Source organism: Flagellimonas sp. L-11 (genome assembly GCF_056857735.1).
Window position 1 is genome coordinate 34795 of the sequence record NZ_JBSXNR010000073.1, and the last position, 26114, is coordinate 60908.

General features: G+C 43.1%; 24 protein-coding genes. 20 read left to right on the forward strand and 4 right to left on the reverse strand.

Annotated elements, in window-relative coordinates:
* Window positions 1–149: 149 nt before the first annotated feature.
* The 8 genes from AC13CC_RS14695 (at window position 150) to AC13CC_RS14730 (ending at window position 11524) form a co-directional block, all read left to right on the forward strand.
* Entirely contained in the window at window positions 150–1661 is a 1512-nt protein-coding gene (locus tag AC13CC_RS14695; protein WP_482878021.1) for a DUF1800 domain-containing protein, read from the forward strand.
* A 10-nt stretch (window positions 1662–1671) separates the two neighbouring features.
* A complete protein-coding gene (locus tag AC13CC_RS14700; protein ID WP_326276901.1) occupies window positions 1672–3390 on the forward strand; it encodes a DUF1501 domain-containing protein in 1719 nt (572 codons plus the stop codon).
* A gap of 142 nt (window positions 3391–3532) precedes the next feature.
* Window positions 3533–5629, forward strand: a complete 2097-nt coding sequence (gene metG, locus AC13CC_RS14705; protein ID WP_482878022.1) for a methionine--tRNA ligase — start codon at window positions 3533–3535, stop codon at window positions 5627–5629.
* A gap of 109 nt (window positions 5630–5738) precedes the next feature.
* Window positions 5739–7871 carry a Tex family protein gene (locus tag AC13CC_RS14710; RefSeq protein WP_482878023.1) on the forward strand — a complete coding sequence of 711 codons (2133 nt, stop codon included), beginning with the start codon at window positions 5739–5741 and terminating at the stop codon, window positions 7869–7871.
* Complete coding sequence (locus AC13CC_RS14715; protein WP_326276898.1) at window positions 7864–8766, forward strand: histone deacetylase family protein; 903 nt, start codon at window positions 7864–7866, stop codon at window positions 8764–8766. Before AC13CC_RS14710 ends, AC13CC_RS14715 begins: the two co-directional genes overlap by 8 nt.
* 30 nt (window positions 8767–8796) lie before the next feature.
* Window positions 8797–9639 (forward strand): phosphatase PAP2 family protein, encoded by an 843-nt coding sequence (locus AC13CC_RS14720; protein ID WP_326276897.1) that lies wholly within the window; start codon window positions 8797–8799, stop codon window positions 9637–9639.
* A gap of 80 nt (window positions 9640–9719) precedes the next feature.
* Window positions 9720–9881, forward strand: a complete 162-nt coding sequence (locus AC13CC_RS14725; RefSeq protein ID WP_326276896.1) for a hypothetical protein — start codon at window positions 9720–9722, stop codon at window positions 9879–9881.
* An 89-nt stretch (window positions 9882–9970) separates the two neighbouring features.
* On the forward strand, window positions 9971–11524 hold the full coding sequence (locus tag AC13CC_RS14730) for a M20/M25/M40 family metallo-hydrolase (RefSeq protein ID WP_482878024.1): 1554 nt from the start codon (window positions 9971–9973) through the stop codon (window positions 11522–11524).
* A 206-nt stretch (window positions 11525–11730) separates the two neighbouring features.
* On the opposite strand, the gene AC13CC_RS14735 is transcribed toward AC13CC_RS14730, so the two are convergent.
* Both AC13CC_RS14735 and AC13CC_RS14740 read right to left on the reverse strand, forming a co-directional pair.
* On the reverse strand, window positions 11731–12135 hold the full coding sequence (locus AC13CC_RS14735) for a hypothetical protein (protein ID WP_482878025.1): 405 nt from the start codon (window positions 12133–12135) through the stop codon (window positions 11731–11733).
* 142 nt (window positions 12136–12277) lie between these two features.
* Complete coding sequence (locus AC13CC_RS14740) at window positions 12278–12610, reverse strand: single-stranded DNA-binding protein (protein WP_326276893.1); 333 nt, start codon at window positions 12608–12610, stop codon at window positions 12278–12280.
* A gap of 278 nt (window positions 12611–12888) precedes the next feature.
* Here AC13CC_RS14740 and AC13CC_RS14745 point away from each other — a divergent pair, with 278 nt between their 5' ends.
* From AC13CC_RS14745 to AC13CC_RS14760, 4 genes are all read left to right on the forward strand, one after another.
* The gene (locus AC13CC_RS14745; RefSeq protein ID WP_326276892.1) at window positions 12889–13041 is read left to right on the forward strand and encodes a hypothetical protein; all 153 of its coding nucleotides are present in this window, start codon (window positions 12889–12891) and stop codon (window positions 13039–13041) included.
* A gap of 250 nt (window positions 13042–13291) precedes the next feature.
* Window positions 13292–13786, forward strand: coding sequence for a Dps family protein (locus tag AC13CC_RS14750; protein ID WP_326276891.1), 495 nt, complete (start codon window positions 13292–13294; stop codon window positions 13784–13786).
* 53 nt (window positions 13787–13839) lie between these two features.
* A complete protein-coding gene (locus AC13CC_RS14755; protein ID WP_326276890.1) occupies window positions 13840–14310 on the forward strand; it encodes a hypothetical protein in 471 nt (156 codons plus the stop codon).
* 108 nt (window positions 14311–14418) lie between these two features.
* Window positions 14419–15021, forward strand: coding sequence for a GNAT family N-acetyltransferase (locus AC13CC_RS14760; RefSeq protein ID WP_326276889.1), 603 nt, complete (start codon window positions 14419–14421; stop codon window positions 15019–15021).
* Here AC13CC_RS14760 and AC13CC_RS14765 read toward each other — a convergent pair.
* Window positions 15018–16154: a glycerate kinase gene (locus tag AC13CC_RS14765; RefSeq protein ID WP_482878026.1), complete on the reverse strand. Its 1137-nt coding sequence runs from the start codon at window positions 16152–16154 to the stop codon at window positions 15018–15020. The genes AC13CC_RS14760 and AC13CC_RS14765 overlap by 4 nt on opposite strands.
* 123 nt (window positions 16155–16277) lie before the next feature.
* Here AC13CC_RS14765 and AC13CC_RS14770 point away from each other — a divergent pair, with 123 nt between their 5' ends.
* The 5 genes from AC13CC_RS14770 to AC13CC_RS14790 all read left to right on the forward strand — a co-directional run bounded on the left by AC13CC_RS14770 (window position 16278) and on the right by AC13CC_RS14790 (window position 21649).
* A complete protein-coding gene (locus tag AC13CC_RS14770) occupies window positions 16278–16979 on the forward strand; it encodes an SIMPL domain-containing protein (protein WP_326276887.1) in 702 nt (233 codons plus the stop codon).
* 31 nt (window positions 16980–17010) lie between these two features.
* Window positions 17011–17502 (forward strand): DUF6265 family protein, encoded by a 492-nt coding sequence (locus AC13CC_RS14775; protein WP_482878027.1) that lies wholly within the window; start codon window positions 17011–17013, stop codon window positions 17500–17502.
* 61 nt (window positions 17503–17563) lie between these two features.
* Entirely contained in the window at window positions 17564–20713 is a 3150-nt protein-coding gene (locus AC13CC_RS14780) for a VPS10 domain-containing protein (protein ID WP_482878028.1), read from the forward strand.
* Complete coding sequence (locus tag AC13CC_RS14785) at window positions 20713–21285, forward strand: pentapeptide repeat-containing protein (protein WP_482878029.1); 573 nt, start codon at window positions 20713–20715, stop codon at window positions 21283–21285. The genes AC13CC_RS14780 and AC13CC_RS14785 overlap by 1 nt, the downstream gene beginning before the upstream one ends.
* A gap of 10 nt (window positions 21286–21295) precedes the next feature.
* The gene (locus tag AC13CC_RS14790; RefSeq protein ID WP_326276883.1) at window positions 21296–21649 is read left to right on the forward strand and encodes a hypothetical protein; all 354 of its coding nucleotides are present in this window, start codon (window positions 21296–21298) and stop codon (window positions 21647–21649) included.
* A gap of 6 nt (window positions 21650–21655) precedes the next feature.
* Here the strand turns inward: AC13CC_RS14790 and AC13CC_RS14795 are convergent, their stop codons facing one another.
* Window positions 21656–22126 (reverse strand): CBS domain-containing protein, encoded by a 471-nt coding sequence (locus tag AC13CC_RS14795; protein WP_326276882.1) that lies wholly within the window; start codon window positions 22124–22126, stop codon window positions 21656–21658.
* Window positions 22127–22275: 149 nt separating this feature from the next.
* On the opposite strand from AC13CC_RS14795, the gene AC13CC_RS14800 reads away from it, so the two are divergent.
* The 3 genes from AC13CC_RS14800 to AC13CC_RS14810 all read left to right on the forward strand — a co-directional run bounded on the left by AC13CC_RS14800 (window position 22276) and on the right by AC13CC_RS14810 (window position 26114).
* Window positions 22276–24519, forward strand: coding sequence for a M28 family peptidase (locus AC13CC_RS14800; RefSeq protein ID WP_482878030.1), 2244 nt, complete (start codon window positions 22276–22278; stop codon window positions 24517–24519).
* Entirely contained in the window at window positions 24512–25321 is an 810-nt protein-coding gene (locus tag AC13CC_RS14805) for an SDR family oxidoreductase (protein WP_482878031.1), read from the forward strand. Before AC13CC_RS14800 ends, AC13CC_RS14805 begins: the two co-directional genes overlap by 8 nt.
* Window positions 25322–25412: 91 nt before the next feature.
* Window positions 25413–26114 (forward strand): hypothetical protein, encoded by a 702-nt coding sequence (locus AC13CC_RS14810; protein ID WP_326276879.1) that lies wholly within the window; start codon window positions 25413–25415, stop codon window positions 26112–26114.

Consider the following 26114-nt stretch of genomic DNA (forward strand, 5'->3'; position numbering starts at 1 on the left):
AAAAATAGGCATTTTATCGAAAAAATTGGTCGTTCATGGACTTTAGTGCGTTAAGATTGTACTTTGTTGGCTCAATTGAACCACATCCAACACTAGCATAAGCAATAGTTACCCCCAAACTATGTAACAAATTAACGCCAGACATTGCTATGGAGTACTTTATCAATTGTAATTCCTCAACTTTGGCGCCGTACACTACTCCATTAGATGAGTTACGTGCTGCCCACTTGTACCGAAGGCTTGGTTTTAGTGCCTCCCTAGAAACCGTGAATGCCGCTGTGGGGCAATCAGCAAGTGTCCTCGTGGACAACTTGGTAGACCAAGCCCTCAGCTTACCGACCATACCTCCTCCTGAATGGGCGGATTGGACCGGTGCCAATTATCCTGAAGATGATGATTTGACCAGACAACTGCGCAGTGCACAAGTTGAAGGTTTTACAACTACATACGGCAACGCACTTTTGGACAATAGCCTCAGGGATAGAATGAGCTTCTTTTGGAGCAACCACTTTGTTACGCAGTTGGAGACCTATAATTGCCCACAATTCCTTTATTATTATATTCTTTGCTTGCAGCAGAATGCATTGGGCAATTTTAAGAACCTCACCAGTGAGGTCGGGCTCACCAGTGCCATGCTCTACTATTTGGACGGTGCCAGAAACCGAGGGGACAATCCCAACGAGAACTACGCGCGTGAACTTTACGAGCTTTTTACCTTAGGCGAAGGGAATAACTACACAGAAGAAGATATTATTGAAACCGCTAAGGCACTCTCCGGATACACCGAACGTGGTGAGGAGAGTTGTACACAGGTTACCTTTAATCCGGAGGATTTCAACACTGAAAACAAAACAATATTTGGTCAAACCGGTAATTGGGGGTACGATGATGTCATTGATATACTGTTCAATCAAAGACCTGATGAAATTGGATGGTTTATCTGCAAAAAACTGTACGAGTTCTTTGTCCATCCAGATGCAACCGACGAAGATGGGGGAATTGCCCCACAAATTATTGATGGTTTGGCAGATACCTTCATTGGCAGTGGTTTTGAGATTGCCCCGGTACTGCGTCAACTTTTCAAAAGCCAGCACTTTTTTGATGAAACCGCGATTGGTGTCATCATAAAAAGTCCAGCCGACCTTTATTTCAATTTATTGAAGGAAACCGGCTTCACCTACGATGACGGAACGGTTTTAAATATGATCGATGCCTGTTCCTTAGTTGGGCAACGCTTTTTTCAACCGCCTGAAGTGGAAGGTTGGCAACGTGACCGAACATGGATCAATACCAATTTTATTATAGGTAGGTGGTTAACCGCAGAAGTGTTCTTGGAACGTTTTTTTCAAAACGAACCAGAACAATTTAGAAATTTGGCCATGGATGCCGTTGGCCCAGCTGATAGCAATACAAGCAACCCGGAAATTGTGGTTAGGGCTTTGGTGAACAAGTTTACACCAAAGGGCCTATTGACGGATGCCGATTTTGAAAGAGCTATGGATGCCTTCAAAATTGACGATGTTCCGGAAGAATATTACTCACCCGATTATTTTCCCGGAGGAACAAGCCAATGGATGCTTCAAATGAGTGCAGAATCACCAACACAGGTGTATATCCTGTTGCGTCATTTATCCAGAGAACCCGAATTTCAACTCAAATAACCCCACCACCATGTGCGATAATCACCATACCCACGATACATCTCCCCACAAAGGCCTAGAACACGAGGGCCATGATCTGGAACACAAAAAATGGAGCCGACGTTCCTTTGTCCAAGCATTGGGCATAGCAGGTTCGGGTTCCATGTTCTTGGGGAGCCATCTAATTTCGGCTTCCTCACCTTCACCGCTTACCGCTGCAGTTGCTGCCGCGGAAACAGACAATATTTTAATCCTGATCCGTCTATCGGGAGGGAACGACGGACTCAGTACCGTAATCCCTATCCAACAATATGATACGTATGCAAATGCAAGGCCCAACATTTACATCCCAGAAAGCAAGGTCTTAAAACTTACCGACGATTTTGGGGTGCCCACTTACATGGGTGCCTTGGAATCCCTTTGGGGCGACGGCCAATTTAAGGCCGTGCACGGCGTAGGGTATGAAAACCAAAGTTTGTCCCATTTTACGGGCTCCGATATTTTTGCCAATACCGATTTGACCACTACCGGATTCTCTGGAGAGAACACTGGTTGGATGGGCAGGCATTTTGAAGAACTTTACCCCGATTACCTAATCAATCCGCCGGCTGCCCCTGCTGCCATTCAAATTGGAAACTTGGCAAACATGGTTTTTCAAGGGGAAGAAACCAATTATGCATTTGTGACCAACAATGTAGATCAGTTGGAACAGATTGCTGAGACCGGTGCTTTTTACGATATCGAAAATGCTCCGTTTGATGATTGTATGTATGGCGACCAATTGAGGTTTCTCCGTGGTGTTGCCAATACGACCTACGAGTATGCAGGTACGATTCACGATGCCTACATGAGAGGTCAAAATCAAGTAGAGTATCAGGACAATGGCTTTGCAAGGCAATTGGCGCTCTTGGCACGTTTGATCAAAGGGAATTTGGGCACCAAGGTCTACATGATTTCCTTGGGAGGCTTTGACACCCACGGCAATCAACCCATCGTGCACGAACGTTTGATGTCCAACCTATCTGTGGCCATCAACAATTTCTACGAAGACCTTGCATTCACAGAGCAAGATGATAACGTACTAAGTATGACCTTCTCCGAGTTTGGCCGTAGGATTTTTGAAAATGGTTCCAACGGTACCGATCATGGAAAGGCCGCCCCTACCCTGTTCTTTGGTTCAGGATTGAGCGGTAGTGCCTTTGTTGGCGAACACCCTTCGCTGGATGAACCCAACAATCGCGGCAATTTGGAATACACCATGGACTTTAGGAACCTTTACGGAACCGTATTGGCCGAATGGCTCTGTGTTCCAAGGGAATCCGTGGAACAACATCTATTGGGCCATCCCTACCAAGCTATCGATCTAGGCTTCAACTGCAGTGGCGAGGAATTTGATGATATTGCCATGGACAACGACCCACCTACATTGCCGGAGACCCCGCCGAGCCAAGACCCTCTAGACCCGAATGTTGATATTTTGGATACCATTGAACATGCAGCGGTTTACCCTCCTGAATCGCCAAGAAACCCTAAAATTGAATGGATTATGCCTATAGCTGCACATGTAGATATTGAACTCTTCAATATTTTGGGGCAGCGTGTAGGCACCTTGTTCAATGAAATGGTCATGGAAGGTAGAATGGAGGTATACATTCGGGAGCGACTACGCGATAGCTTATCCACAGGAAAATATATTTACCGAATTTCTGTGGGCGATAAAAAAATGAGCAAATCAGTAATGATTTCTTAAAAAAGCGGGGCACTTTGTTGTCCATTTTTCGGAGCCCTTCGGTAATGCACCCCCCACCCCAAATAGGGTAACATTTTCGGAGGTTCCTTTTTTATGTCTATCCCGTTAAAATCAGTATTTTTGGGCCTAATTTGAATTATACATGACTCAAAATACATCCCCTTCAAGGTACACCATTACTGCAGCACTGCCTTACACCAACGGCCCCATTCATATTGGGCACTTGGCCGGTGTTTACGTTCCTGCGGACATCTACACCCGTTATTTACGGTTAAAAGGAAACGACGTAGCCTTTGTCTGCGGCAGTGACGAGCACGGTGTGGCCATTTCCATGAAGGCCAAAAAAGAAGGGGTCACCCCAAAGGAAATTATAGACAAGTACCACAACATCATCAAAAAATCCTTTGCTGATTTTGGTATTTCCTTTGATAATTATTCCAGGACCTCGGCACAAGTTCACCACGAAACTGCTTCTGAGTTTTTCAAAAAAATGTACGAGCACGGTGATTTTATCGAAGAAGAAACCGAACAATTGTACGATGATCAGGCCAAACAGTTTTTGGCAGACAGGTTTGTCATCGGAACTTGCCCCAAATGTGGGCACGAAGAAGCGTATGGCGATCAATGCGAAAATTGCGGGTCATCGCTGAATGCTACCGACCTCATCAATCCAAAATCCACCATAACGGGAACGGTTCCCTCCTTAAAAAAGACCAAACATTGGTTTTTGCCTTTAGATAGATACGATGATTTTTTGAAGGAATGGATCATTAAAGACCATAAAGCCGATTGGAAACCCAATGTGTACGGTCAATGTAAATCTTGGATAGATGAAGGGTTGAAACCGCGTGCCGTGACCCGTGACTTGGACTGGGGCATCCCCGTTCCCGTAGAGGGCGGCGAGGGAAAAGTACTCTATGTGTGGTTCGATGCGCCTATTGGCTACATTTCTTCCACAAAAGAATGGGCCGATCGCGAAGGAAAAGATTGGGAACCGTATTGGAAGAACAAAGACACCAAATTGGTACATTTTATCGGCAAGGACAATATTGTGTTCCACTGTATCATCTTCCCGAGCATGTTAAAGGCCCATGGCGATTTTGTACTACCGGACAATGTTCCTGCCAATGAGTTTCTGAACCTTGAAGGGAACAAACTATCCACCTCAAAAAACTGGGCGGTCTGGTTGCACGAGTATTTGGAAGAGTTCCCCGATATGCAAGATGTGCTCCGATATGCTCTGACCGCGAACGCACCAGAGACCAAGGACAACGACTTTACTTGGAAAGATTTTCAATCGAGGAACAATAACGAACTGGTGGCCATTTTTGGCAACTTCGTGAACCGTGTGACGGTGTTGACGCACAAATACTACGGAGGTGGGGTTCCAGCCCCAGCCGACCTTACAACTGTAGATAAAGAGGCCCTGCAAGCCTTGAGGGAATTTCCAGAAATCTTGTCCAAATCACTGGAACGGTACCGTTTCCGTGAAGCGGGCCAACAGTTGATGAATTTGGCGCGATTGGGCAACAAATATTTGGCGGACGAAGAACCTTGGAAACTCATTAAAACGGATGAGGAACGTGTAAAGACCATTATGTACGTGGCACTTCAGATTGCAACGGGATTGGCAGTGCTTAGCGAACCCTTTTTGCCGTTTACTTCAGAAAAATTAAAGGGCATTCTAAATGTAAGGTCGAGCGCAGTCGAGATCGATTGGGATAGTGTTGCCACAGCTGAAACATTACTTCCCGCGGGACATACCATCAACAAAAGTGAACTGCTTTTCCGAAAAATCGAGGATAAGGAAATTCAACAACAATTGGACAAACTGGAAGCCACCAAAAAAGCCAATGCTTCGACTAAGCCGAGCACAGGTGCAATGGACAATGAAATAGCCCCACAAAAAGACACCATCACTTATGATGATTTCTCCAAACTCGATATGCGTGTGGGAACTATTATCGAAGCCCAAAAAATGCCAAAGGCCGACAAACTCTTGGTATTGAAAGTGGACACAGGTTTGGACACCCGAACCATTGTCTCCGGAATTGCCAACAGCTTTAAGCCTGAAGACATTGTGGGCAAAAAAGTAACCGTTTTAATCAATTTGGCCCCAATAAAATTGCGGGGAGTGGAAAGCGAAGGGATGATTTTGATGACCGAAAACAGAGATGGAAAAATCGTTTTCATGAACCCAGATGAGGATGGGGTTGATAATGGGGAGGCTATAAGTTAATTCATATCCAAAGGAACTGTCCGGTCGAGCGGAGTCCAGGCCCACATTAAAAATTTGGATTGTAAGACTTCTCGACTGCGCTCGAAGTGACAACAACTAAATAAACAGCATGCAACTTGTCCCCTACATAATCCGCCACACCAATCTTTCCGAAAAAAGTGTGGAGAACACCGTGGCACTTTTGAACCAAGATTGTACCGTTCCCTTTATTTCAAGGTATCGAAAGGAACTTACGGGCAATTTGGATGAAGTTCAGATTGGTTCCATTGTGGAGTACAAAACCCAGTTCGAGGCACTGGAAAAAAGAAAAGCGGCCATTGTTAAAGCAGTTTCGGAGCAGGATGCCCTTACCCCAGAACTGGAAGCAAAGTTTTTGAACTGTACCGACTTGACCAGTTTGGAGGACCTCTACCTCCCGTTCAAAAAGAGCAAAAAGACCAAGGCGGAGACCGCACGTAAAAATGGGTTGGAACCTTTGGCCAAGATCATTATGGCGCAACGGAGCGATGAAATCGAATTCATTGCTTCCAAATACCTGAACAAGGACGTCATCAACGAAGATGATGCTCTTGAAGGGGCCAGGCACATCATTTCCGAATGGATCAACGAACGGACCGATATCCGAAATCAGCTACGCGGTCAGTTGGAACGCCATGCCCTTATCACCACCAAATTGGCCAAGACCAAAAAGGATGATGAAAAGGCCCAAAAATTCAGGGATTATTTTGATTGGAGCGAACCCTTGAACCGCTGTCCCTCGCACCGATTTTTGGCCATCATGCGAGCCGAAAAGGAGGGTTTTATCCGGGTAAAAATCGAAATAGATAACGAAAGGGCCCTCCAAAACATCGAAAGACGCTTGATCAAATCCAACAATGCCTGTTCCGAACAAATCGAATTGGCCATAGCGGACGCCTACAAACGACTTTTGTTGCCATCCCTGTCCAACGAACTTTTAAAAACCGCTAAGGAAAAAGCGGATGCTTCCGCCATTCAGGTTTTTTCTAAAAACCTGAAACAGCTGCTCCTTGGTGCACCCTTGGGCGAAAAACGTATTTTGGCCATAGATCCAGGTTTTAGAACGGGCTGCAAAGTAGTTTGTTTGGACGAGCAGGGCGATTTAAAACACAACGAGACCATTTATCCCCATCCCCCACAACGTGACAGCTCAGGGGCCATCAAAAAGATAAGTTCCTTGGTGGATGCCTACAAAATTGAGGCCATTGCCATTGGCAACGGAACAGCATCTCGCGAAACCGAGCAATTGGTAAAACGTATTCCATTTAAAAAAGAGATTGAGGTGTTTGTGGTGAGCGAAGCTGGAGCATCTATTTATTCGGCTTCCAAAATCGCACGTGACGAGTTCCCAAATTACGATGTTACGGTAAGGGGTGCCGTTTCCATCGGTCGCCGTTTGGCCGATCCCTTGGCCGAATTGGTGAAAATTGATGCCAAGTCCATTGGTGTGGGGCAGTATCAGCATGATGTAGACCAAACCCAATTGAAAACATCATTGGACACCGTAGTAGAAAGCTGTGTAAACTCCGTTGGAGTCAACATTAACACGGCGAGTGTTCCCTTATTAAGTTATGTTTCCGGTATTGGATCCAAATTGGCCGAAAACATCGTTGCCCACCGTAACGAAAACGGGAAGTTCAAAAATAGGGAGGAGATCAAAAAAGTAGCACGATTAGGTGGAAAGGCCTTTGAGCAAAGTGCAGGGTTTTTACGCATCAAAAAGGGTGATAATCCTTTGGATGATTCCGCCGTACATCCAGAGAGCTACGGTTTGGTATCGAAAATGGCCAAGGATCAAGGCGTCCCACTCAAAGAAATCGTAGGGAACAAATCGGCCCTGCAAGGCATCGACCTAAAATCCTATTGTACCGACACCATAGGTATGCCCACCTTGGAGGATATTCTGAAAGAATTGGAAAAACCGGGCTTAGATCTCAGAGAAAAGGCCAAGGTCTTCACGTTTAACCAAAACATCAAGGAGATTACTGACCTGCGACAAGGTCAATTGCTACCCGGCATTGTCAACAACATTACCAATTTCGGTTGTTTTGTGGATATTGGGATCAAGGAAAGTGGTCTTATCCACATTTCCAACCTTTCCGATTCTTTTGTGAAAGATGTGAGCGAACATGTAAGTCTTCATCAGCAAGTGGTTGTTAAGGTTTTGGATGTTGATGTGCCACGAAAGCGAATTCAGTTAGCATTGCATAAACAAGATGCTTAAAATAGCCTATCACCCCCTTTACAAACATCCATTGCCTGAAGGACATCGTTTCCCCATGATCAAATACGAGTTGTTGCCACAGCAACTGCTCCACGAAGGAACTTGTACTGAGCATAATTTTTTTGAACCTGAATTAGCTGAGGACCATCATATTTTAGCCGTACATGATGAGGTTTATTTTAAGGATTTGGTGGATTTGAACCTCTCTAAAAGCGCTGTCCGCAAGATTGGTTTTCCATTAAGTGATGAACTTGTTTTAAGAGAGCGAATCATTGCTGACGGTACAATAAAGGGATGTGGATTTGCGCTAAAACATGGCATTGCCATGAACATTGCTGGAGGAACGCACCATGCTTATTCGGATAGAGGAGAAGCCTTTTGCATGCTGAACGATCAAGCGATTGGCGCTCGATACCTTTTGAACAATGAACTAGCCAAAAAGATATTGATTGTGGACTTGGATGTTCACCAAGGCAATGGAACTGCGGAAATATTTAAGACAGACCATTCTGTTTTTTCGTTTTCCATGCACGGAAAGGGCAACTATCCCTTCAAAAAAGAGGTCTCTGACCTTGACATTCCTTTGGAAAAGGGCACTACGGATGAGGAATATCTGTCCATTCTAAAAAAAAACTTGCTGGAATTATTGGAACAGGTTCAGCCTGATTTTATCTTTTATCTCTGTGGTGTGGATGTTTTGGAATCGGATAAACTGGGCACCCTGTCCATGACATTGGAGGGGTGCAAGGAACGTGACCGTTTTGTGCTTCAAACCTGTTACGATGCAAAAATTCCCTTGCAATGCAGTATGGGTGGCGGTTACTCGCCGGACATCAAAATAATAGTAGAAGCGCATGCGAACACTTTTCGTCTTGCCCAGGATATTTATGAGTAATTTTAACGACTACTTTTGCTTTATAAGCTCATGAAACTTTTAAAATACCTCGCCTTCTTTTTATTGACCATCTGCATGACGGGTCAAGAACTTCATCAGAACAAAGAAAAAAACCTTTGGAACAATTTTACCTACGATGCCGGAAATATGTTTGGCAGTGTGGGTTATGCCTATTCCCGCCCCTTCCATTGGAAAGGCGATGACTGGGCCAATTTTGGATATTTAACCGGGGGTACTTTGCTTCTGTTTACGGTGGACGACGGGCTCAATAAATGGAAAAATGGTTTTAATCAGGATATCCCAGATGTAATTATGGATTATGGCCATGAATATGGCAGCCCCGAAAACAACTATATGCTCACGGGAGGTGTTTATCTTGCGGGCCTATTTACCAAAAATGAAAAATTGAGGCGAACCGGTGTCCTTCTAATTTCCTCAGCTACGGCCGGAGGTTTTTTACAGCAAGTGAGCAAACGAACCATTGGTAGGGCTCGACCTAAAAGTGGGGCAAGTTCCGGTACATTTGACCCACTTCACCTGGACAGGGTCTACAATTACGATTCCTTCCCTTCGGGCCATGCGATGTTGGCATTCAGCAATGCTTATGCCATCGCCAAACAATTTAAAAGCCCTTGGGTCAAGGGTGGACTTTATGCGGTAGGTATGATCCCCGGTTTGGTCCGGGTTATGGATGACTTCCATTGGGTTTCCGATGTTGCCTTCAGTACCGTGCTGAGTATTTTTATTGTGGAGTCCATAGACAGATACTTGGATTCCAAATACGATGAAAAGTACAATGATCGCAAACCCAAAAATGTGAGTTGGAACCTGTCGTTTGGACCCAACACTCTGGGTGTTTCGCTTCATTTTTAAGCAATACAAAAACAATAATGTTAAATTTTATTTAGATTGATTTAAAATAGTTACTTTCGCATCCTATTTCGTTGCTGTTCATGGGAAAGAAAAAGGACAAAAAGAAACTCAAAAAAGCTAAGCTTAGAGAATTGCCGCCAACCGGCAAGGTAAAATCCAAGTGCTGCGAAAAATACAAGAAAAGCGAAAAAAAGCGCTGCAAAAAGTGTCCTTGCTTTGATCTTCTTCAAAAAGTTGCATAATCCTTTTCTGGATAATTTACCCATTTAAACCCCGTAACCAAACGTATTGGTTTCTCTATTTGTCCTATTTTTAGGGCAAACTAGAAACCATGATCAAAAAAACCTCCCTTTTATTTGCCATGTTCCTTGCATCCAGTCTATCGATGTTGGCGCAGGACAAGGATGCAGTCATTGAAGCCATAATTCAAGAAGCCAACGAAAACTCCCAATTGGAAACCCTTGGCCATGAACTTATGGATGGCATTGGACCACGATTGGTAGGGACACCCCAAATGAAGAACGCTCACGATTGGGCCGTTGCCAAATACGAAAGTTGGGGAATTCCCGCACGTAACGAACAATGGGGAGAGTGGAAAGGTTGGGAACGTGGAATATGCCATATTGATATGGTACATCCCAGAGTACAAAGTCTAAGGGGCACCCAATTGGCTTGGAGTCCCAGTACTCCCAAAAAAGGGGTAACCGCAGAATTGGTGGTTTTACCGACCGTATCCGACTCTTTGGAATTTGTGAATTGGTTGCCGAACGTAAAAGGGAAGCTGGTAATGATTTCCATGCCACAACCCACGGGAAGACCCGATTATAACTGGGAAGAATTTGCTACGGAGAAGTCTTTTGAAAAGATGAAGAAGGAGCGTGATGGGCAAACCGAAGCTTGGAACCAAAATATGGGAAATACCGGACTGAACAGACGCACCCTTCCAGTTGCATTGGAGGAAGCGGGTGCCGCAGGCATTGTTTCTTCCTATTGGTCCAGAGGGTTTGGGGTAAACAAAATATTTGGGGCTTACACCAAGGAAATCCCAACCATAGATTTGGAATTGGAGGATTACGGCATGTTGTATCGATTGGTAGAATCGGGGCAACAGCCACAACTTCATATTGTGGCAGAGTCCAAGGAATTGGGCAAGGTACCCACATTCAATACCATAGCGGAAATCAAAGGCTCCGAAAAACCTGATGAATATGTGATTTTATCCGCCCATTTTGATTCTTGGGACGGGGGAACCGGTGCTACCGATAATGGAACGGGGACATTGGTGATGATGGAAGCCATGCGTATTTTGAAAAAAGCCTATCCAAACCCAAAACGAACTATTCTTGTGGGACATTGGGGCAGCGAAGAGCAAGGTCTGAACGGGTCAAGAGCCTTTGTTGAGGACAACCCTGGGATTGTTGATGGTGTCCAAGCCGTTTTTAACCAAGACAATGGAACAGGTAGAGTGGTCCGAATCTCTGGTGGTGGGTTTTTACACGCTTATGATTATTTAGGAAAGTGGCTGCATGAAGTGCCGGGAGAAATCACGGATGAGATCGAAACGACTTTCCCTGGAACACCTGCCCGCGGCGGTTCTGACTATGCTTCTTTCCAAGCAGCAGGGGCACCCGCCTTTAGTTTGAGTTCATTAAGCTGGTCCTACTGGAACTACACATGGCACACCAACAGGGATACTTATGATAAAATTATTTTTGATGATGTTAGAAACAATGCCATCCTCACAGCGATTCTTGCCTACATGGCCAGCGAGCATCCCGTAAAAACATCTAGAGAAAAAGCGGCGTTGCCCATAAGCAGCAGAACCGGAGAACAACTGGAGTGGCCAACACCCCGTTCACCAGAACGCAATGGTGGTCAGAATTAAAAAAAACATAGGCTACAACAAAAGAGGGTATCTATAAAGCAACAAATTTTGATTATATCAGGTTGAGCCCTTCGGCTACACTTAGGATAAACCAAAGTCGAAACCTCTTGGTTATCAACCTAATTTAAGTTCTCGACTGCGCTCGAACCGACAGCTAATAAGCTTTTTAAACACCCCCTTTTGATTAACCAACTAAAAAAGCACATTTAAAAAATTCGGGGAGAAGCTATTTGGACTATTTCACCAGCGGCTTCTTTTGATAAGCTTTGATTGTCTTTATAGGTAAGGTAGAAACTTGCTTGTTGGTAATAGTAATCACTATGTGTACATTGATTTTCACAAAATTCGGCATGTTTGGAATAGGCCGACCTTTTTGCTTTCATGTAAATATGATAGGCCTTACTATTCTGGGTCTTTAAACCCTTTTCATAGCGTACTTGGTCGTACCAAAAGTCCTTTTCGTCTTCTACATTGTAAAACACTGCCGATTGCTCGTTTTGAGCATCTTTCCGAGCCTGTTTTTCATAAAAGGAAACTGTGTAGTCCTGTGCCATAACCACGGTCGCCAGACCCAATGCAAACAGTACCGTAAGTAGCGTTGTTATCCTCATTAAAATACGTTTTAAAAGTTACTTTACTCATTTACTAAAGTTCTGGCGTTTGGTTATGTAACAACCCAAAATGTAATTACCCTAACGAGAAAATAAAAAAAGGGGCCGTTGCCCCTTTTTAGTCGAAACCAGTTGTTTGGACTTACTTGCCAAGCATCAACAATTCGTTGCATTTAATTTCGGTGGTATATCTTTTTTCACCTTCGTTGGTTTCGTAAGAACGACTTGTGAGTTTGCCCTCTATCATAACTTCTTTGCCTTTGGATAGGAAGTCCTCGGTTATCTCCGCCAATTTGCCCCAAGCCACTATATTGTGCCATTGCGTATCGGTTACTCTTTCGCCCTTCGCATTTTTGTAGGATTCATTGGTGGCTATGGAAAACTTGGCCAATTTGGTTCCATTTTCCAAAGTGATGATTTCTGGGTCGTTCCCTAAATTGCCGATCAACTGTACTTTGTTTCTAAGTGAATTCATAATAATAATGTTTAAGTTTTTAAAATTATCCATCGAACACTCATTGTCCGACGAGGCAAACCTAGAAGCACTTAATAATGTTATTCGGTTTGTAATCATTTGTTTTCGTTTGTAAACGTATGTAAATAACTACACTCAATTATATGTGGGCACCTATATGTGATTTAGTTACGGTTTTAGTGTCAAAAAAATAACCAAATACCCTAACCCAATGTCAATTCGAAGTATCGATAAATACGCTGTAATTAAAAGATTTAGTCTGGGTAAAATGTTATGAATTGGATACCATCTACATCCAAGAACACGACCCCGTAAATGAGGAGCCACAAAAAGTAATTAACGGAGAAAAGGAATACATTACCGACATACCTTCGGATATATATGAATCACTTTACAAAGGTTTTATTGAAAGAGAAAATGAGACCTCCTGAAACCAAAACAACTCCCAATAAACGTTAAATTAAGTTAAACAATTGATTTACATACCTATACATGTATCATGTTTAAAGAAGTCATGATTATAATTTCTACCAATAATCATGGCAATAGAGGTATGAATTAGGCTTATTTACCCTTTAAAAGTCATTCAAAAACCAATTGCATCAAGAATTCCATCGTTTCGATCAATCTCCCTGGCTACTGACTTGTACTTTTATACCAAACAAATCAAAAACATATTATATGGAAGCTATTAAAGCAAAAAATAAAACTTTTAAAAAATTGGGATTCACTTATTTAGAAACCGCAGAAATTGTTGTTAGCCTAAATACATTATTGGCCAACTATCAGGTATTCTACAATAAGCTCAGAAATTTTCACTGGAACATTGAAGGGCCGGATTTTTTTGAACTCCACGAAGAGTTTGAAAACGAATACAACACGGTTAAGGAAAACATTGACATCGTAGCGGAAAGAATCCGGGTGTTCGGTGTAAAAAGCAACTTCACCCTAAAGAAAACCATGGAACTCTCCAAAATCAAAGAACAGGATAAAAACCTATCTGCCTTGGAAATGGTGAGGGAAGTCATGCACGACTACGAAATCTTGCACGACAGTATGCTGGACGGTGTAAATGCAGCCCTTGAAACTGGCGATGTTGTTACAGAAAACATGTTGACCGAGTTTATGACCGAGCTGGAGAAAAGACACTGGATGTTCACATCTTACTTAAAGTAAGAGATAAACAATTTATCCAGAAAACTGATCTATTAATCACAAAAAACAACACTATGAAAAAGTTACTCACTATACTATCATTTACAACCCTGATCGCATTTGCGGGATATGGTCAAAACCAAAATCCCGGAATCATGAAAGCCACCACACAACTTAAAACCTTCACCCTATCCGAAGATGGAAAAGAAAAGCAATACAGCGTAAAGGTGATGGAACGCAGAAAGTACGGAATGGCACTGGACAATGAAGATAAAGGTATGGTCAATCAAGATAGAAAACCATCCTCCCCTTTTGTTACCAAATTGGTAGCCATTGACAGTGATTCCGACAAAAACTACGACGATTATATGGTGCTGAAATATAAAGGTACCGAGAACAATGATTTTGAAGTAGTGCAGACCGACAAAGGGTTTGATATTAATGTAGATGACAAAACCATGCATTACGATGTATTGGAAAGTAATTATATCGTGAACAAGAAGAACAAAAACTTCTTTATTATAGACGAATTTGAATCGGAATAGTTGATATAATTTCGTTTTTTGATTGATGATAAAGCCAGGGTTTTCCCTGGCTTTTTCTTTGTTTAAATCGATGGATTAAAACTTATATTTGGAGTTTAATTTCAACCTATGGATTCTTGGTTACGTCCCATACAATTGGAAGGCGAATTGGTAAAGCTTGTCCCCCTGCAGAAATCGCAGAAAGTGGATTTGGCCTTTGCCGCATCGGACGGAAATCTTTGGGAACTTTGGTACACCTCCGTCCCTTCTCCCAAAACCATAGATTCCTATTTGGATATGGCACTTTCCGAACAAGAAAAGGGAAACGCTTTGCCCTTTGCCATCATCAATAAAAAAACAAATACCATTGTAGGTAGCACGCGCTACTTAAATGTGGATTCCAAAAACAAAAGGGTGGAAATCGGGGCGACCTGGTATGCCAAAAAAGCGCAACGCACGGGAATCAACACCGAGTGCAAGTACCTTTTGCTAAAATATGCCTTCGAAAATTTGAACTGCATTGCCGTGGAGCTCCGCACCCACTACCATAACTTTCCGTCGAGAAATGCGATACTGCGTTTGGGAGCCAAACAAGATGGTATTTTAAGAAACCATCGTGTTGATGACTTTGGAAACCTTAGGGACACCGTGGTATTTTCCATCTTGAACAGCGAATGGAAGACCGTTAAAATTTCATTGGAGCATAAAATGAAGAAAAGGTATTTGAGCTAGTGTTTGCACAGCTTCACCAAGTGGGCAAAATTGTAACTGGCCAGCTCTAGATTTTCGGCAGTCTTCGCCTTCGCATCATCCAAGTTACCAACTTGATTGAGAATGGAAACGGCATAATCCAGTCCCATTTGTTGCATTTCGTCAATGGAAACATCAATGGAACCACAGAAGGCCGCAATAGGTACATTTCTTTTTTTGGCGGATTGCACTACCCCATTTATGGTTTTTCCCGAAAAAGTCTGCCCATCCAACTGTCCCTCTCCCGTAATTACCCAATCGGCACCTTGCAGTACTTCATCAAAATTGGCAAGTTCCATCACCAAATTAACTCCAGAGGCCAGTTCGGCATTCAAAAAAACCACGGAGCCCCCTCCTACGCCACCAGCTGCTCCAGCACCAGCAATTTCTTGTACATCAATACCAAAAGTAGATTGCAGCACCTTGGCAAAGCTTTGCAATCCTCGGTCCAGAAACTCAATATCCTGATCGGAAGCACCTTTTTGCGCCCCATAAATTTTGGCAGCCCCATTATCCCCATAAAAGGGATTGTTCACATCACAGGCCACTTGTATTTTAGCCTTGGACAACTTTGGGTTCACATGTTCCCTATCAATCTTTGCCACATTCCCCAGATGTTTCCCAATGGGTTCCAATTCATTGCCATCAGCATCCAAAAAAGAATAGCCCAAGGCCTTGGCCATGCCCATGCCCCCATCGTTGGTAGCACTACCACCAATACCCAAAACAATTTTTTTGGCCCCCTTTTCAAGGGCGTCGACAATCATTTCGCCAGTGCCCAAGGTTGTGGTGTCCATGCAGTTCATTTCCGGTTTTTTGAGCAATGTATATCCCGAGGCTTCGGACATTTCGATGAAAGCTGTTTGTTTGTCCTCCGAAAGCAAATATTGGGCCGTGATTTCCCGTAAAAGTGGGTCTTTTACCGTTACGGATACTTTTGAAGCATTCAGATAGTCCTCCACAACATCAATGGTACCATCGCCGCCATCGGCCAAAGGTCTATTTATGATTTCCGCATTCGGGAAAACTTTTTTGATGCCACGGGCAACGGTTTCACAAAATCCACGTCCAGTTAACGAGCCCTTATATTTATCGGGTGCCAAAATAAATTTCATGTCCACAATGTACTCAAGTTAATCGAGTTAACCCATACATTTTGATAAGTCACCTTATCATCAACAGTACGGCACAGGTTTTGAACATAAGGGAGAAGTATTTAACTTTAATAAAATTACATCATGAAAAAGACAATCATTTTTTTAGCCACAGTTTTATTCGCTACTACCATTTTTGCCCAATCCAAAAACTTTTTGGACACTCCCTACTTGGAGACCCAAGCGCAAGTGGACACCTTGGTCACACCAGATAAGATCTATCTGAACATCATCATACAAGAAAAGGACACCAAAGGGCGTGTTTCCGTTGAGGAACAAGAAAATCAAATGGCACAACGCTTTAAAGCAATGGGCATTGATTTAGAGAAGCAGTTGGTCATCAAGGATATGGGCAGCAATTTTAAAAAATACTTCCTGCGTCAAAAAGAAGTGCTCAAAAGCAAACAATACTCCCTAGTAGTTTATTCAGGTAAAGAACTGGGCGATGTGATGATGGCTTTGGAACAATTGGACATTGCCAACACCAATATCGAAAAAACCGAGTACTCTAAAATGGACGATCTGGAACTGGAACTTAAAACAAAGGCCGTTAAAAAAGCCATGAAAAAAGCGAATGCTTTGACCAAGCCACTAGGCCAAAAAGTAGGCATGGCCATCCATATTGCGGATAATTCCCAATATTACCCAAGGTACAACCAAGCCCCGATGATGGAAATGAAAGCCGTTTCCGCAGATATGGGCAATGCACAACCCCTGGACATCGATTTTGAGAAAATAAAGGTGGAAACCACCGTAAACGTTAAATTCGCCTTGTCCAATCAATAACAAAAATATTCATCAATCAAAAATCCTAAATATGAAATCAATCGCACTTATTTTTATGTTCAGCGCCGGAATTGTTTCGGCGCAACAAACCATGCATCTGCCCAAAGGTGGATCATCGCCCAAGGCCAATCTGGAAGATGTTTCTTGGATAGAGGGCCACTGGCAAGGTGAGGCCTTCGGGGGCATTGCCGAGGAAATTTGGAGCGCCCCCATGGCCAATTCCATGATGTTTGTGTTCCGACTGGTGAATGAGGGCAAAGTCTCCTTCTATGAATCGGGACACATTCAGCAATTGGACAATTCCCTCATACTCCAGCTCAAACATTTTGATGGCAATATGAAAGGTTGGGAGAAAAAGGATGAAACCATCGATTTTAAACTGGTGAAGCTTGAGCCGAACAAGGTATATTTTGAAGGACTCACCATGGAAAAGATAAGTGACGACCAAATGAATGTTTGGGTCCTTATTGAAGAGAATGGAAACCAAGAAGAAGTCTTGTTTGCCTACAAAAGAGTAAAGTAATTTAGTTTTACCACTAGAAGTTGAATTAGTATCTTTAACAGACTAACTAATTCCAACACTCGTGAAACTAAGACCTCTACTTTTATGTGCCATAGTTTTGGCATGGCATTCTATGGATGCCCAACGACGAAACAAAAAATCGGACCAACCGTCCATTGTAGTTAACGATTCCCTTTTTCCGGGATTAAAATGGCGTAATATCGGGCCGTTCCGTGGTGGCCGTAGCGTTACCTCTACCGGTGTTGTGGGCCAGCCCCACACCTACTATATGGGGACTACCGGAGGTGGCATCTGGAAAACCACCGATGACGGTCTCAATTGGGACAATATTTCCGATGGATTCCTAAAAACAGGAACCGTAGGCGATATTGCCGTTTCCGAAAGCAATCCCAATTTGGTTATTGCAGGAATGGGAGAACACGCAGCTCGTGGGGTTATGACCTCCATGGGCGATGGTGTCTACAAATCTACCGATGCCGGAAAAACGTGGAAACACATGGGACTGGACCATACTCGTCACATTTCCGATGTAATTATCCACCCCACTGATCCCGACATTCTTTTTATTGCTGCCCAAGGTGCACAATATGGACCATCCGAAGACCGTGGCATTTACCGCTCCAAGAACGGAGGAGAAACTTGGGAAAAAGTACTTTACGTGGACAACATTACCGGAGCTTCATCACTAAGCATGGACATGAACAATCCTTTGATCCTGTATGCTGCCATGTGGCAACACGAAAGAACCCCTTGGACCATTACTTCCGGAGGGGCCTCTTCGGGCCTCTATAAGTCCACAGATGGCGGAACCACTTGGGACAAAATGGAAAAAGGACTTCCAAAAGAGTTTGGAAAATCAGGATTGTCCGTATCAAGGGCAAATTCTGATGTGGTATATGCCGTAATTGAGGCCGAAGGCGAAAAAGGCGGTGTTTATAAAAGCGTTGATGCTGGAAAGACCTGGAAACAAACCAACAAGGACCGAATCAATATTGCGCGTTCTTGGTACTACATGGAGATTTTTGCGGATACGCAAGACGAAAACATCGTTTATGTGCTCAATGCTCCTGTTACCAAATCCATTGATGGCGGTAAAACATTCACCCCCGTTTCCACACCGCATGGAGACAACCACGACCTTTGGATTCATCCCAACAACAACCAAATAATGGTCAACTCCAACGATGGTGGTGCCAACGTTTCCAACAACGGCGGTAAGAGCTGGAGTTCACAACAATATCAGCCAACAGCACAATTTTATCGCGTAATCACAGATAACTTGGTACCCTATAATGTGTACGGTGGGCAGCAGGACAATACTTCTGTGGCCATTGCAAGCCGCACCCATGACGATGGTATCGATTGGAAAGATTGGCATGCCGTTTCTGGATGCGAAAGTGCTTATTTGGCCTTTGATCCAGACAATCCCGAATTTATCTATGGCGGATGCTATCAAGGTATTATTGAAAAATGGGTAAAGGCCTCCCGCGAAGCAAAACCCATCAAAGAATATCCTGAATTGGGATTGGGAAACATTCCAAAGGATTTCAAATTCCGATACAATTGGAACGCTCCCATTATTAGCTCGCCCCACGATCGCAATACCATTTACCATGCCGGAAACGTAGTATTCAAAACTCAGGACGGCGGGTATAGCTGGGATGTGGTAAGCCCCGATTTAACAAGAAATGAAATAGAAAAACAGGGCCCGGGAGGAGGTCCTTACACGAACGAAGCGGCCGGGGGAGAAAACTATAACACCATTATGTACTTGGTAGAATCCCCACACGAAGAAGGTGTATTATATGCCGGTTCGGATGATGGTTTGGTACACATTACCAAAAACGGCGGGGAAACTTGGGACAACATTACCCCGCCCAACATCAAAGAAGGTATCATCAATAGCATTGAAGTATCTCCACATGACCCAGCCACTGCTTACATTACTTTGATGCGATATAAATTCATGGACTTGAACTCTTATATCTTCAAAACCACGGATTATGGCCAAACTTGGACCAAAATCACTAATGGGATTGATGGTGAACACACTTTTGCACGCGTAGTGCGCGAGGATAAAAAGCAAAAAGGATTGCTTTATGCAGGTACCGAAACCGGGTTATATGTTTCTTTGGATGATGGCCAACATTGGCAGCCGCTACAACTAAATTTGCCCGTGGTTCCAATCAATGATTTGATCATTCAAGATAACGACCTAGTCGCCGCCACGGCAGGAAGAGCTTTTTGGATATTGGATGATCTGGGCGCCATTCAACATAGTTTGAATCCTGCATCCGAACTCCAAATTGTAAAGCCAAAACCATCTTACCGAATTTTTAACGGTAGTTCGGACAAGCCTGTTCCCGGTTTGGGCCAAAATCCAAAATCCGGTGTTACTTTCGATTATTATCTGCCCAAAAAACTGGATTCTGTCGAGCTAAAGCTCGAAGTACTATCAGGTGGAAAGGTCATCAAAACAGTCACCAATCAACCCGAAGAAGATTTTAAAAGCTGGCCGGGCGGACCCCTTAAACCAGATGTGTTGCCATCGGTTAAAGGATACAATCGCTTTACATGGGACTTTACCAAAAATCCCGTACCTGCCATTGATGAGGTTTTTATGTTCGGAAACTACAAAGGGGCGCGTGTGGCTCCCGGAACGTACACCCTCCGCCTAACAATGGAAGGGAAAACTGTTGAAACCGAGGCCAAAGTACTTGCGGACCCCAAAGTAGAGGGCACTCCGGCCGATTATGCCGAACAGCAGACCATTCTCAACAGAATTGACGAGACTGTGACCAATATGCACAAGGCCGTTAACCAAATGCGTATGGCCAAATCTCAACTTAAGCACTATAAAAAGTTGCTCAAAGACAATGAAAGTGCCGCAGCGCTTTTGGAAAATGGCGACAAATTGTTGGAGCGAATCAATACTTGGGAAGAAAATTTGATTCAACCCAAACAAAAAACCTTCCAAGATGTGGTAAATTTCAGCAGTAAGCTGAATGCTGATTTTATGAACCTCAAAGGGTTTATTGATGTGGCCGAACCAAAGGTGACCGAAGGTGCCAAAGCAGTTTTTAGAGATCTGTTGGCACAATGGAAAACCTATGAAGATGAGAAAAATGCCATTGTGGGCAGCGGCATGGCAGCATATAACGAAATGTTCAAGGCTTTGGACATACCTGCCATTATTTTAACAGGAGAGTAATGGCAGCGTCCTTTTGGTTAGATCAGGAGTTCACAAAACAGGATTATTCGCAAACCAAGTTGCCCAAGGGCGATTACGAAAATTGCCGTTTTGTGGACTGCCTGTTCTCCAAGGGTTTTTTGGACAATCAGAACTTTGTGGAATGCGCTTTTGAAGGCTGTGATTTTACCAACACCAATATTTCCCACACCATTTTTAACGATGTTAGCTTTGAGGAATGCAAAATGGTAGGTCTTCAATTTGAGACCTGTAACCAACTTTTGTTATCACTTAATTTTGTGGGCTGTAATTTATCCGTAGCGTCATTTATCGGGATGCATCTGCCCGGCATCCAATTCAATGATTGCAAACTCCATCAAACTGACTTTTCCGAGGCCAGCTTAAAACAGGCCAAATTCCCTAATTGTGATTTTGAAAATGCCATATTTGAGAATACTGATCTTGAGCAAGCTGATTTTACCTCGGCTCTACATTTCAACATAGATCCTTCCACCAACCAAGTGAAGAAAACCCGTTTTAGCAAGGAAGGATTGATTGGTTTATTAAAAAAATATAATCTTGTGGTGACCTAATCTTAATCCTATGACCGAAAGAAAATGCTTGGTATGTGGTGAAAAACTTGTAGGCCGTATCGACCAAAAATACTGTTCCGACCATTGTAGAAACGACTACAACAACCGATTGAACCGAGATAGCAAGAACTTGGTGCGCAACATTAACAACAAACTTCGCAAAAACTACAGGATATTGGATAGCTTTCCACTACGTGACGGTAAGACCAAGACCACTAAAATGCGATTGCTGGACAAAGGTTTTGATTTTGAATATATAACCAACCTTTACACTACCAAAAAGGGAAGTACCTACTATTTTGTATATGATTTAGGGTACTTGCCACTTGATAATGATTATTACATGATCGTGAAAAGAGAGTAGCCTCCATTATTTCCAACTATGGGAAGTTAGTTTTAAGGCCGCAATCACAATATCCTTTCGGCTGATCTGCCCCACAAGAATATCGTTCTTCATTACGGGCAATCTACGCCTGTTGTGCCTATCAAAAACACCTGCAGCGTCAAAAATGGACATATCGTACGGAATGGTCTCCACATTTTTGGTCATAAAACGCTCAACGCTCTTATCCAAAATAGGTTGATTAAAGTATCTGCTCTCCGAAATTTGCTTCATACAATCCGCCTCGGAAATAATACCTACCAAAAAACCATTGTTGTCCACAACCGGACCACCGGAAATATGGTGTTTGGCAAAAGTCTCCATCACTTCCAAAATGGACTGGTCCGGAGAAAAGGTGATCAATTTTTTGGTCATGTAATCCTCCACCAAAATAGGGGCATTGTACTTTTTCTTGTTCTCCTCCTTGCTTCGTACGCCTTGAAAACTCTTGATTGCCATATGGTTAGATTTTAAATTTAAATAATAAATATAGACTTTTTTAGCGAATAACCTAATTTTACATATCAAAATGTAAGAACCTTTCATAATTTCATACATTTAAGATGTAACAACACTAAGCCATGAAATTTTCCAGAACCCTTGCTCTAATGCTACTAATTTTTGCCGTGTATTGGAGTTTTAAATCTTTAATGCCTTCCTATAAGCCTGATAAGGGGATTTCTTTACGATCCTTTTCCACGGATAGGGCCTTGACCCATGTAGAGCAGCTATCCAAAGAACCCCATGCCGTTGGTTTTCACGGACATGAAAGAGCCAAGAGCTACATTATTTCCGAATTGAAAAAAATGGGTTTGGAGACTATTACGCAAGAAGGCCATACCGCAGGTGATTGGGGCAACTTGAGCAGGGCCACCAATATTTTGGCCAGAATTCAGGGAAGCGGAAATGGAAAAGCATTGCTTTTATTGTCGCATTACGATAGCAGTCCGCATTCTTCCCACGGAGCTAGTGATGCTGGTAGTGGTGTTGCCACGATTTTGGAAGGTATCAGGGCATTTTTGAACGAAAACAAGGCTCCCAAGAACGATATCATCATATTGATTACCGATGCTGAAGAACTAGGACTAAACGGCGCCGACCTTTTTGTAAACAAGCATCCTTGGGCCAAAGATGTAGGACTCGCCCTAAATTTTGAAGCCCGGGGCAGTGGCGGTCCAAGCTACATGCTTATTGAAACCAACAGGGGCAACAGCACTTTAATAAAAGCGTTTAAAAAAGCAAATCCCAAGTATCCCGTAGCAAATTCACTGGCCTATAGCATTTACAAGATGCTCCCTAACGATACGGACCTCACCGTTTTTAGGGAAGATGGTGATATCGAAGGTTTCAACTTTGCGTTTATTGATGACCATTTTGATTATCATACCGCTTTGGACAATTACGAAAGACTGGACAGGAATACCTTGGCGCACCAAGGCAGTTATTTAATGCCCTTGCTCACCTACTTTAGCGATGCCGACCTGAACAACCTAAAAAGTTTGGACGACGAAGTTTACTATAACCTCCCCTTCTACAACATGGTCTCCTACCCTTTTGAATGGATTTGGCCCATGTTCGGTGTTGCAGTCCTGGCATTTCTCCTATTGCTGATTTCCGGGGTCAAAAAAAAGAAACTCAATACCAAGGATATTTTTAAGGGGTTTGTACCCGTACTGATCACCTTAATAGTCAACGGACTGGTAGGCTATTTTTGTTGGTCCGTAATTACTTGGTGGTATCCAAGTTTTAAGGATATGCTGCATGGCTTTACCTACAACGGCCATACCTACATTGCCGTTTATGTCATGTTTTCCCTGTTTGTGTGCTTTTACACCTATCATAAGTTCCGAAAAACCAGTACGCCCAATTTATTGGTGGCACCTCTATGTATTTGGTTGCTCATCTGTGGATTGGTAGCACATTATTTAAAAGGTGCCAGCTTTTTTATTGTTCCCTTGTTCGGGTTGTTGGCAGGACTTCTCGTGACCATCAATCAAGAAAAACCCAATCCGTTCCTAATGGTGTTTTTGGCATTGCCCGCGGTGCTCATTTATTCGCCATTCATCAAAATGTTCCCTGTCGGCCTTGGTTTAAAAATGATGGTTGCCGCAACACTCCTAACAACTCTATTATTTTTTCTAGGGCTTCCGTTTTTCGGTCAATTAAAAAGTAAAGGAAGGTTGGCGTATTTATTTTTGTTCCTCTTCTTCGCTTTTGGCATTTCCAGCCATATCCAATCCGATTTTAACGAGGAAAGACCAAAACCTAGTAGCCTTTTGTACGTTTATAATGCAGATACCGATTCTACCCAATGGGCGACTTATGACAATGTATTGATTGATTGGAACGGCCAGTTTTTGGGGGATGGTAAAAGAAAACCCAACACAGAGACTATTTCCAGTAAGTACCGTACAAATTTGAACTATGTGGCCGACGCACCAAAGAAAAATATTCAAACTCCCTACATTGATACTGTAATGGACACCGTTATTGGGAAAAACAGGATCATTGAGCTCTGTGTTACTCCAAAAAGAGACATAAATCGCCTTGAGGTATTTACAAATCCAATTGATATTAGGTCGGCCAAAGTCAACCGGATTGCATTATCCTCCTATTTTTTGGAACATAGAAAGAGTAGATTGGTCACCCACTATATCACCAACAATGATTTCACGGAACTACAGTTGGAATTCCCCAAAGATTCCGTTTTGGAACTTACTTTGTATGAAGCTTCCAATAACCTTTTAACACATCCTGATTTTAGCATCCCGGAGCGGCCAAAAAACAGTATTCCCATGCCTTTTGTGCTAAATGATGCTATATTGACCATAAAAACCTTACGATTTGACTAAAAATATAGGAATAATGGGTTGTGGATGGCTTGGTTTGCCCTTGGCCAAAGAATTTATTGAAAAAGGGTACACCGTTCACGGAACCACTACATCTTCCAGTAAATTAAACATTTTACAAGATGAGGGAATAACTCCTTTTACAGTACGTTTATCCGAAACGGGCATCGAGGGAGACATTAAAGGGTTTCTTTCCAACATCAAGACCTTGATCATCAATGTGCCACCCAAACTACGGGGCAAGCAAACCGAAAGTTTTGTGGAAAAGATGAAATTCCTGATGGCAGAAATAAAAAAAAGTGAGGTTTCCCATATCCTATTTGTGAGCAGTACCGCGGTTTACGGCAATGCGGAAGGGGAAATTACCGAAGCATCCCCAACCCAACCTGCCACCGAATCGGGCAAACAACTTTTGGAGAGCGAAAACCTATTGGCAAATGAAGAGGGGTTCAACACGACCATCATAAGGTTTGGCGGCCTGATCGGACCTGACCGACACCCTGTGACAATGCTTTCGGGCAGAGAAAATCTCACCAATGGCAATCATCCCATCAACCTAATTCATCTCAACGATTGCATACACTTGATATCTACCATTTTGGAACAAGGATATTGGGGCGAAGTATTCAATGGCGTATATCCGCATCATCCCAAAAAACAAGTGTATTATTTTGAAGAAGCCCAAAAAAGAGGCATGCCCGCTCCATCATACAAAACAGCATCGATCAAAAAAGAGGGAAAAATGGTTTTGAGCAAGAATTTTTTGGATAAGGGCCATCTTTTTACCGCCTCCATCATTTCCTAAAAGGCTCTAAAACCCCTGCAATTACTTATCGAATTCTTAACAGGCTGGTTAGGAATATTTTGTTAGATTTGGCGCATTAAATTAAAGATCAATGAAAAAGACTGTACTCTTATTGCTCCTATTGGTGGGGTTTAGCGGTATTTCCCAAACCAACAATGCGCTTGTAGAACATTACAAGGCTTATTACAAAGAAATGCGTTTGCAGGGTGACGTAAACGGTGTTATCGGTGCTCTGACGCACCTAAACGTATTGTCCCCGTCCAAAGAGCGAAGAGACACTTTGGCTTTTGTTTATATGAACAACGGTCAGCATATGCAGGCCCTAAACACCATAGGTGTGGAGAAAAATGCAGATGATTCCGACCTTGCCGTACAAATCAAGGCCTTTTCCTTAAAGTCTTTGAATCAGCCCAAAAGGGCATTGGAACATTTTGAGGAGCTGAATTCACGAAATCCTTCTCCTTACTTAGCGTATGAAATGGCCGACCTTAAAATTCAAACAGGGGATATAAGTGGAGCGACCACCAACATTGAATATGGCATTGCGAACGCCACCGATGAAATGAAATATGCCTTTTATGAGCGGCAACAACCCTATGAGGTTCCCCTAAAAGCTGCATTCTATCATTTGAAAGGTTTGGCTGACTTTAACAAAGACAGGGAAAACATTGATGCCGCCATCGCTTCCATCGACGAGGCCCTTAAAATTGCACCTAACTTTAACTTGGCAAGTTTGAGCAAGCAGGCTTTGGAATCCAGAAGAAAAGAAGCTACCGAGGGAACTAAGAACTAG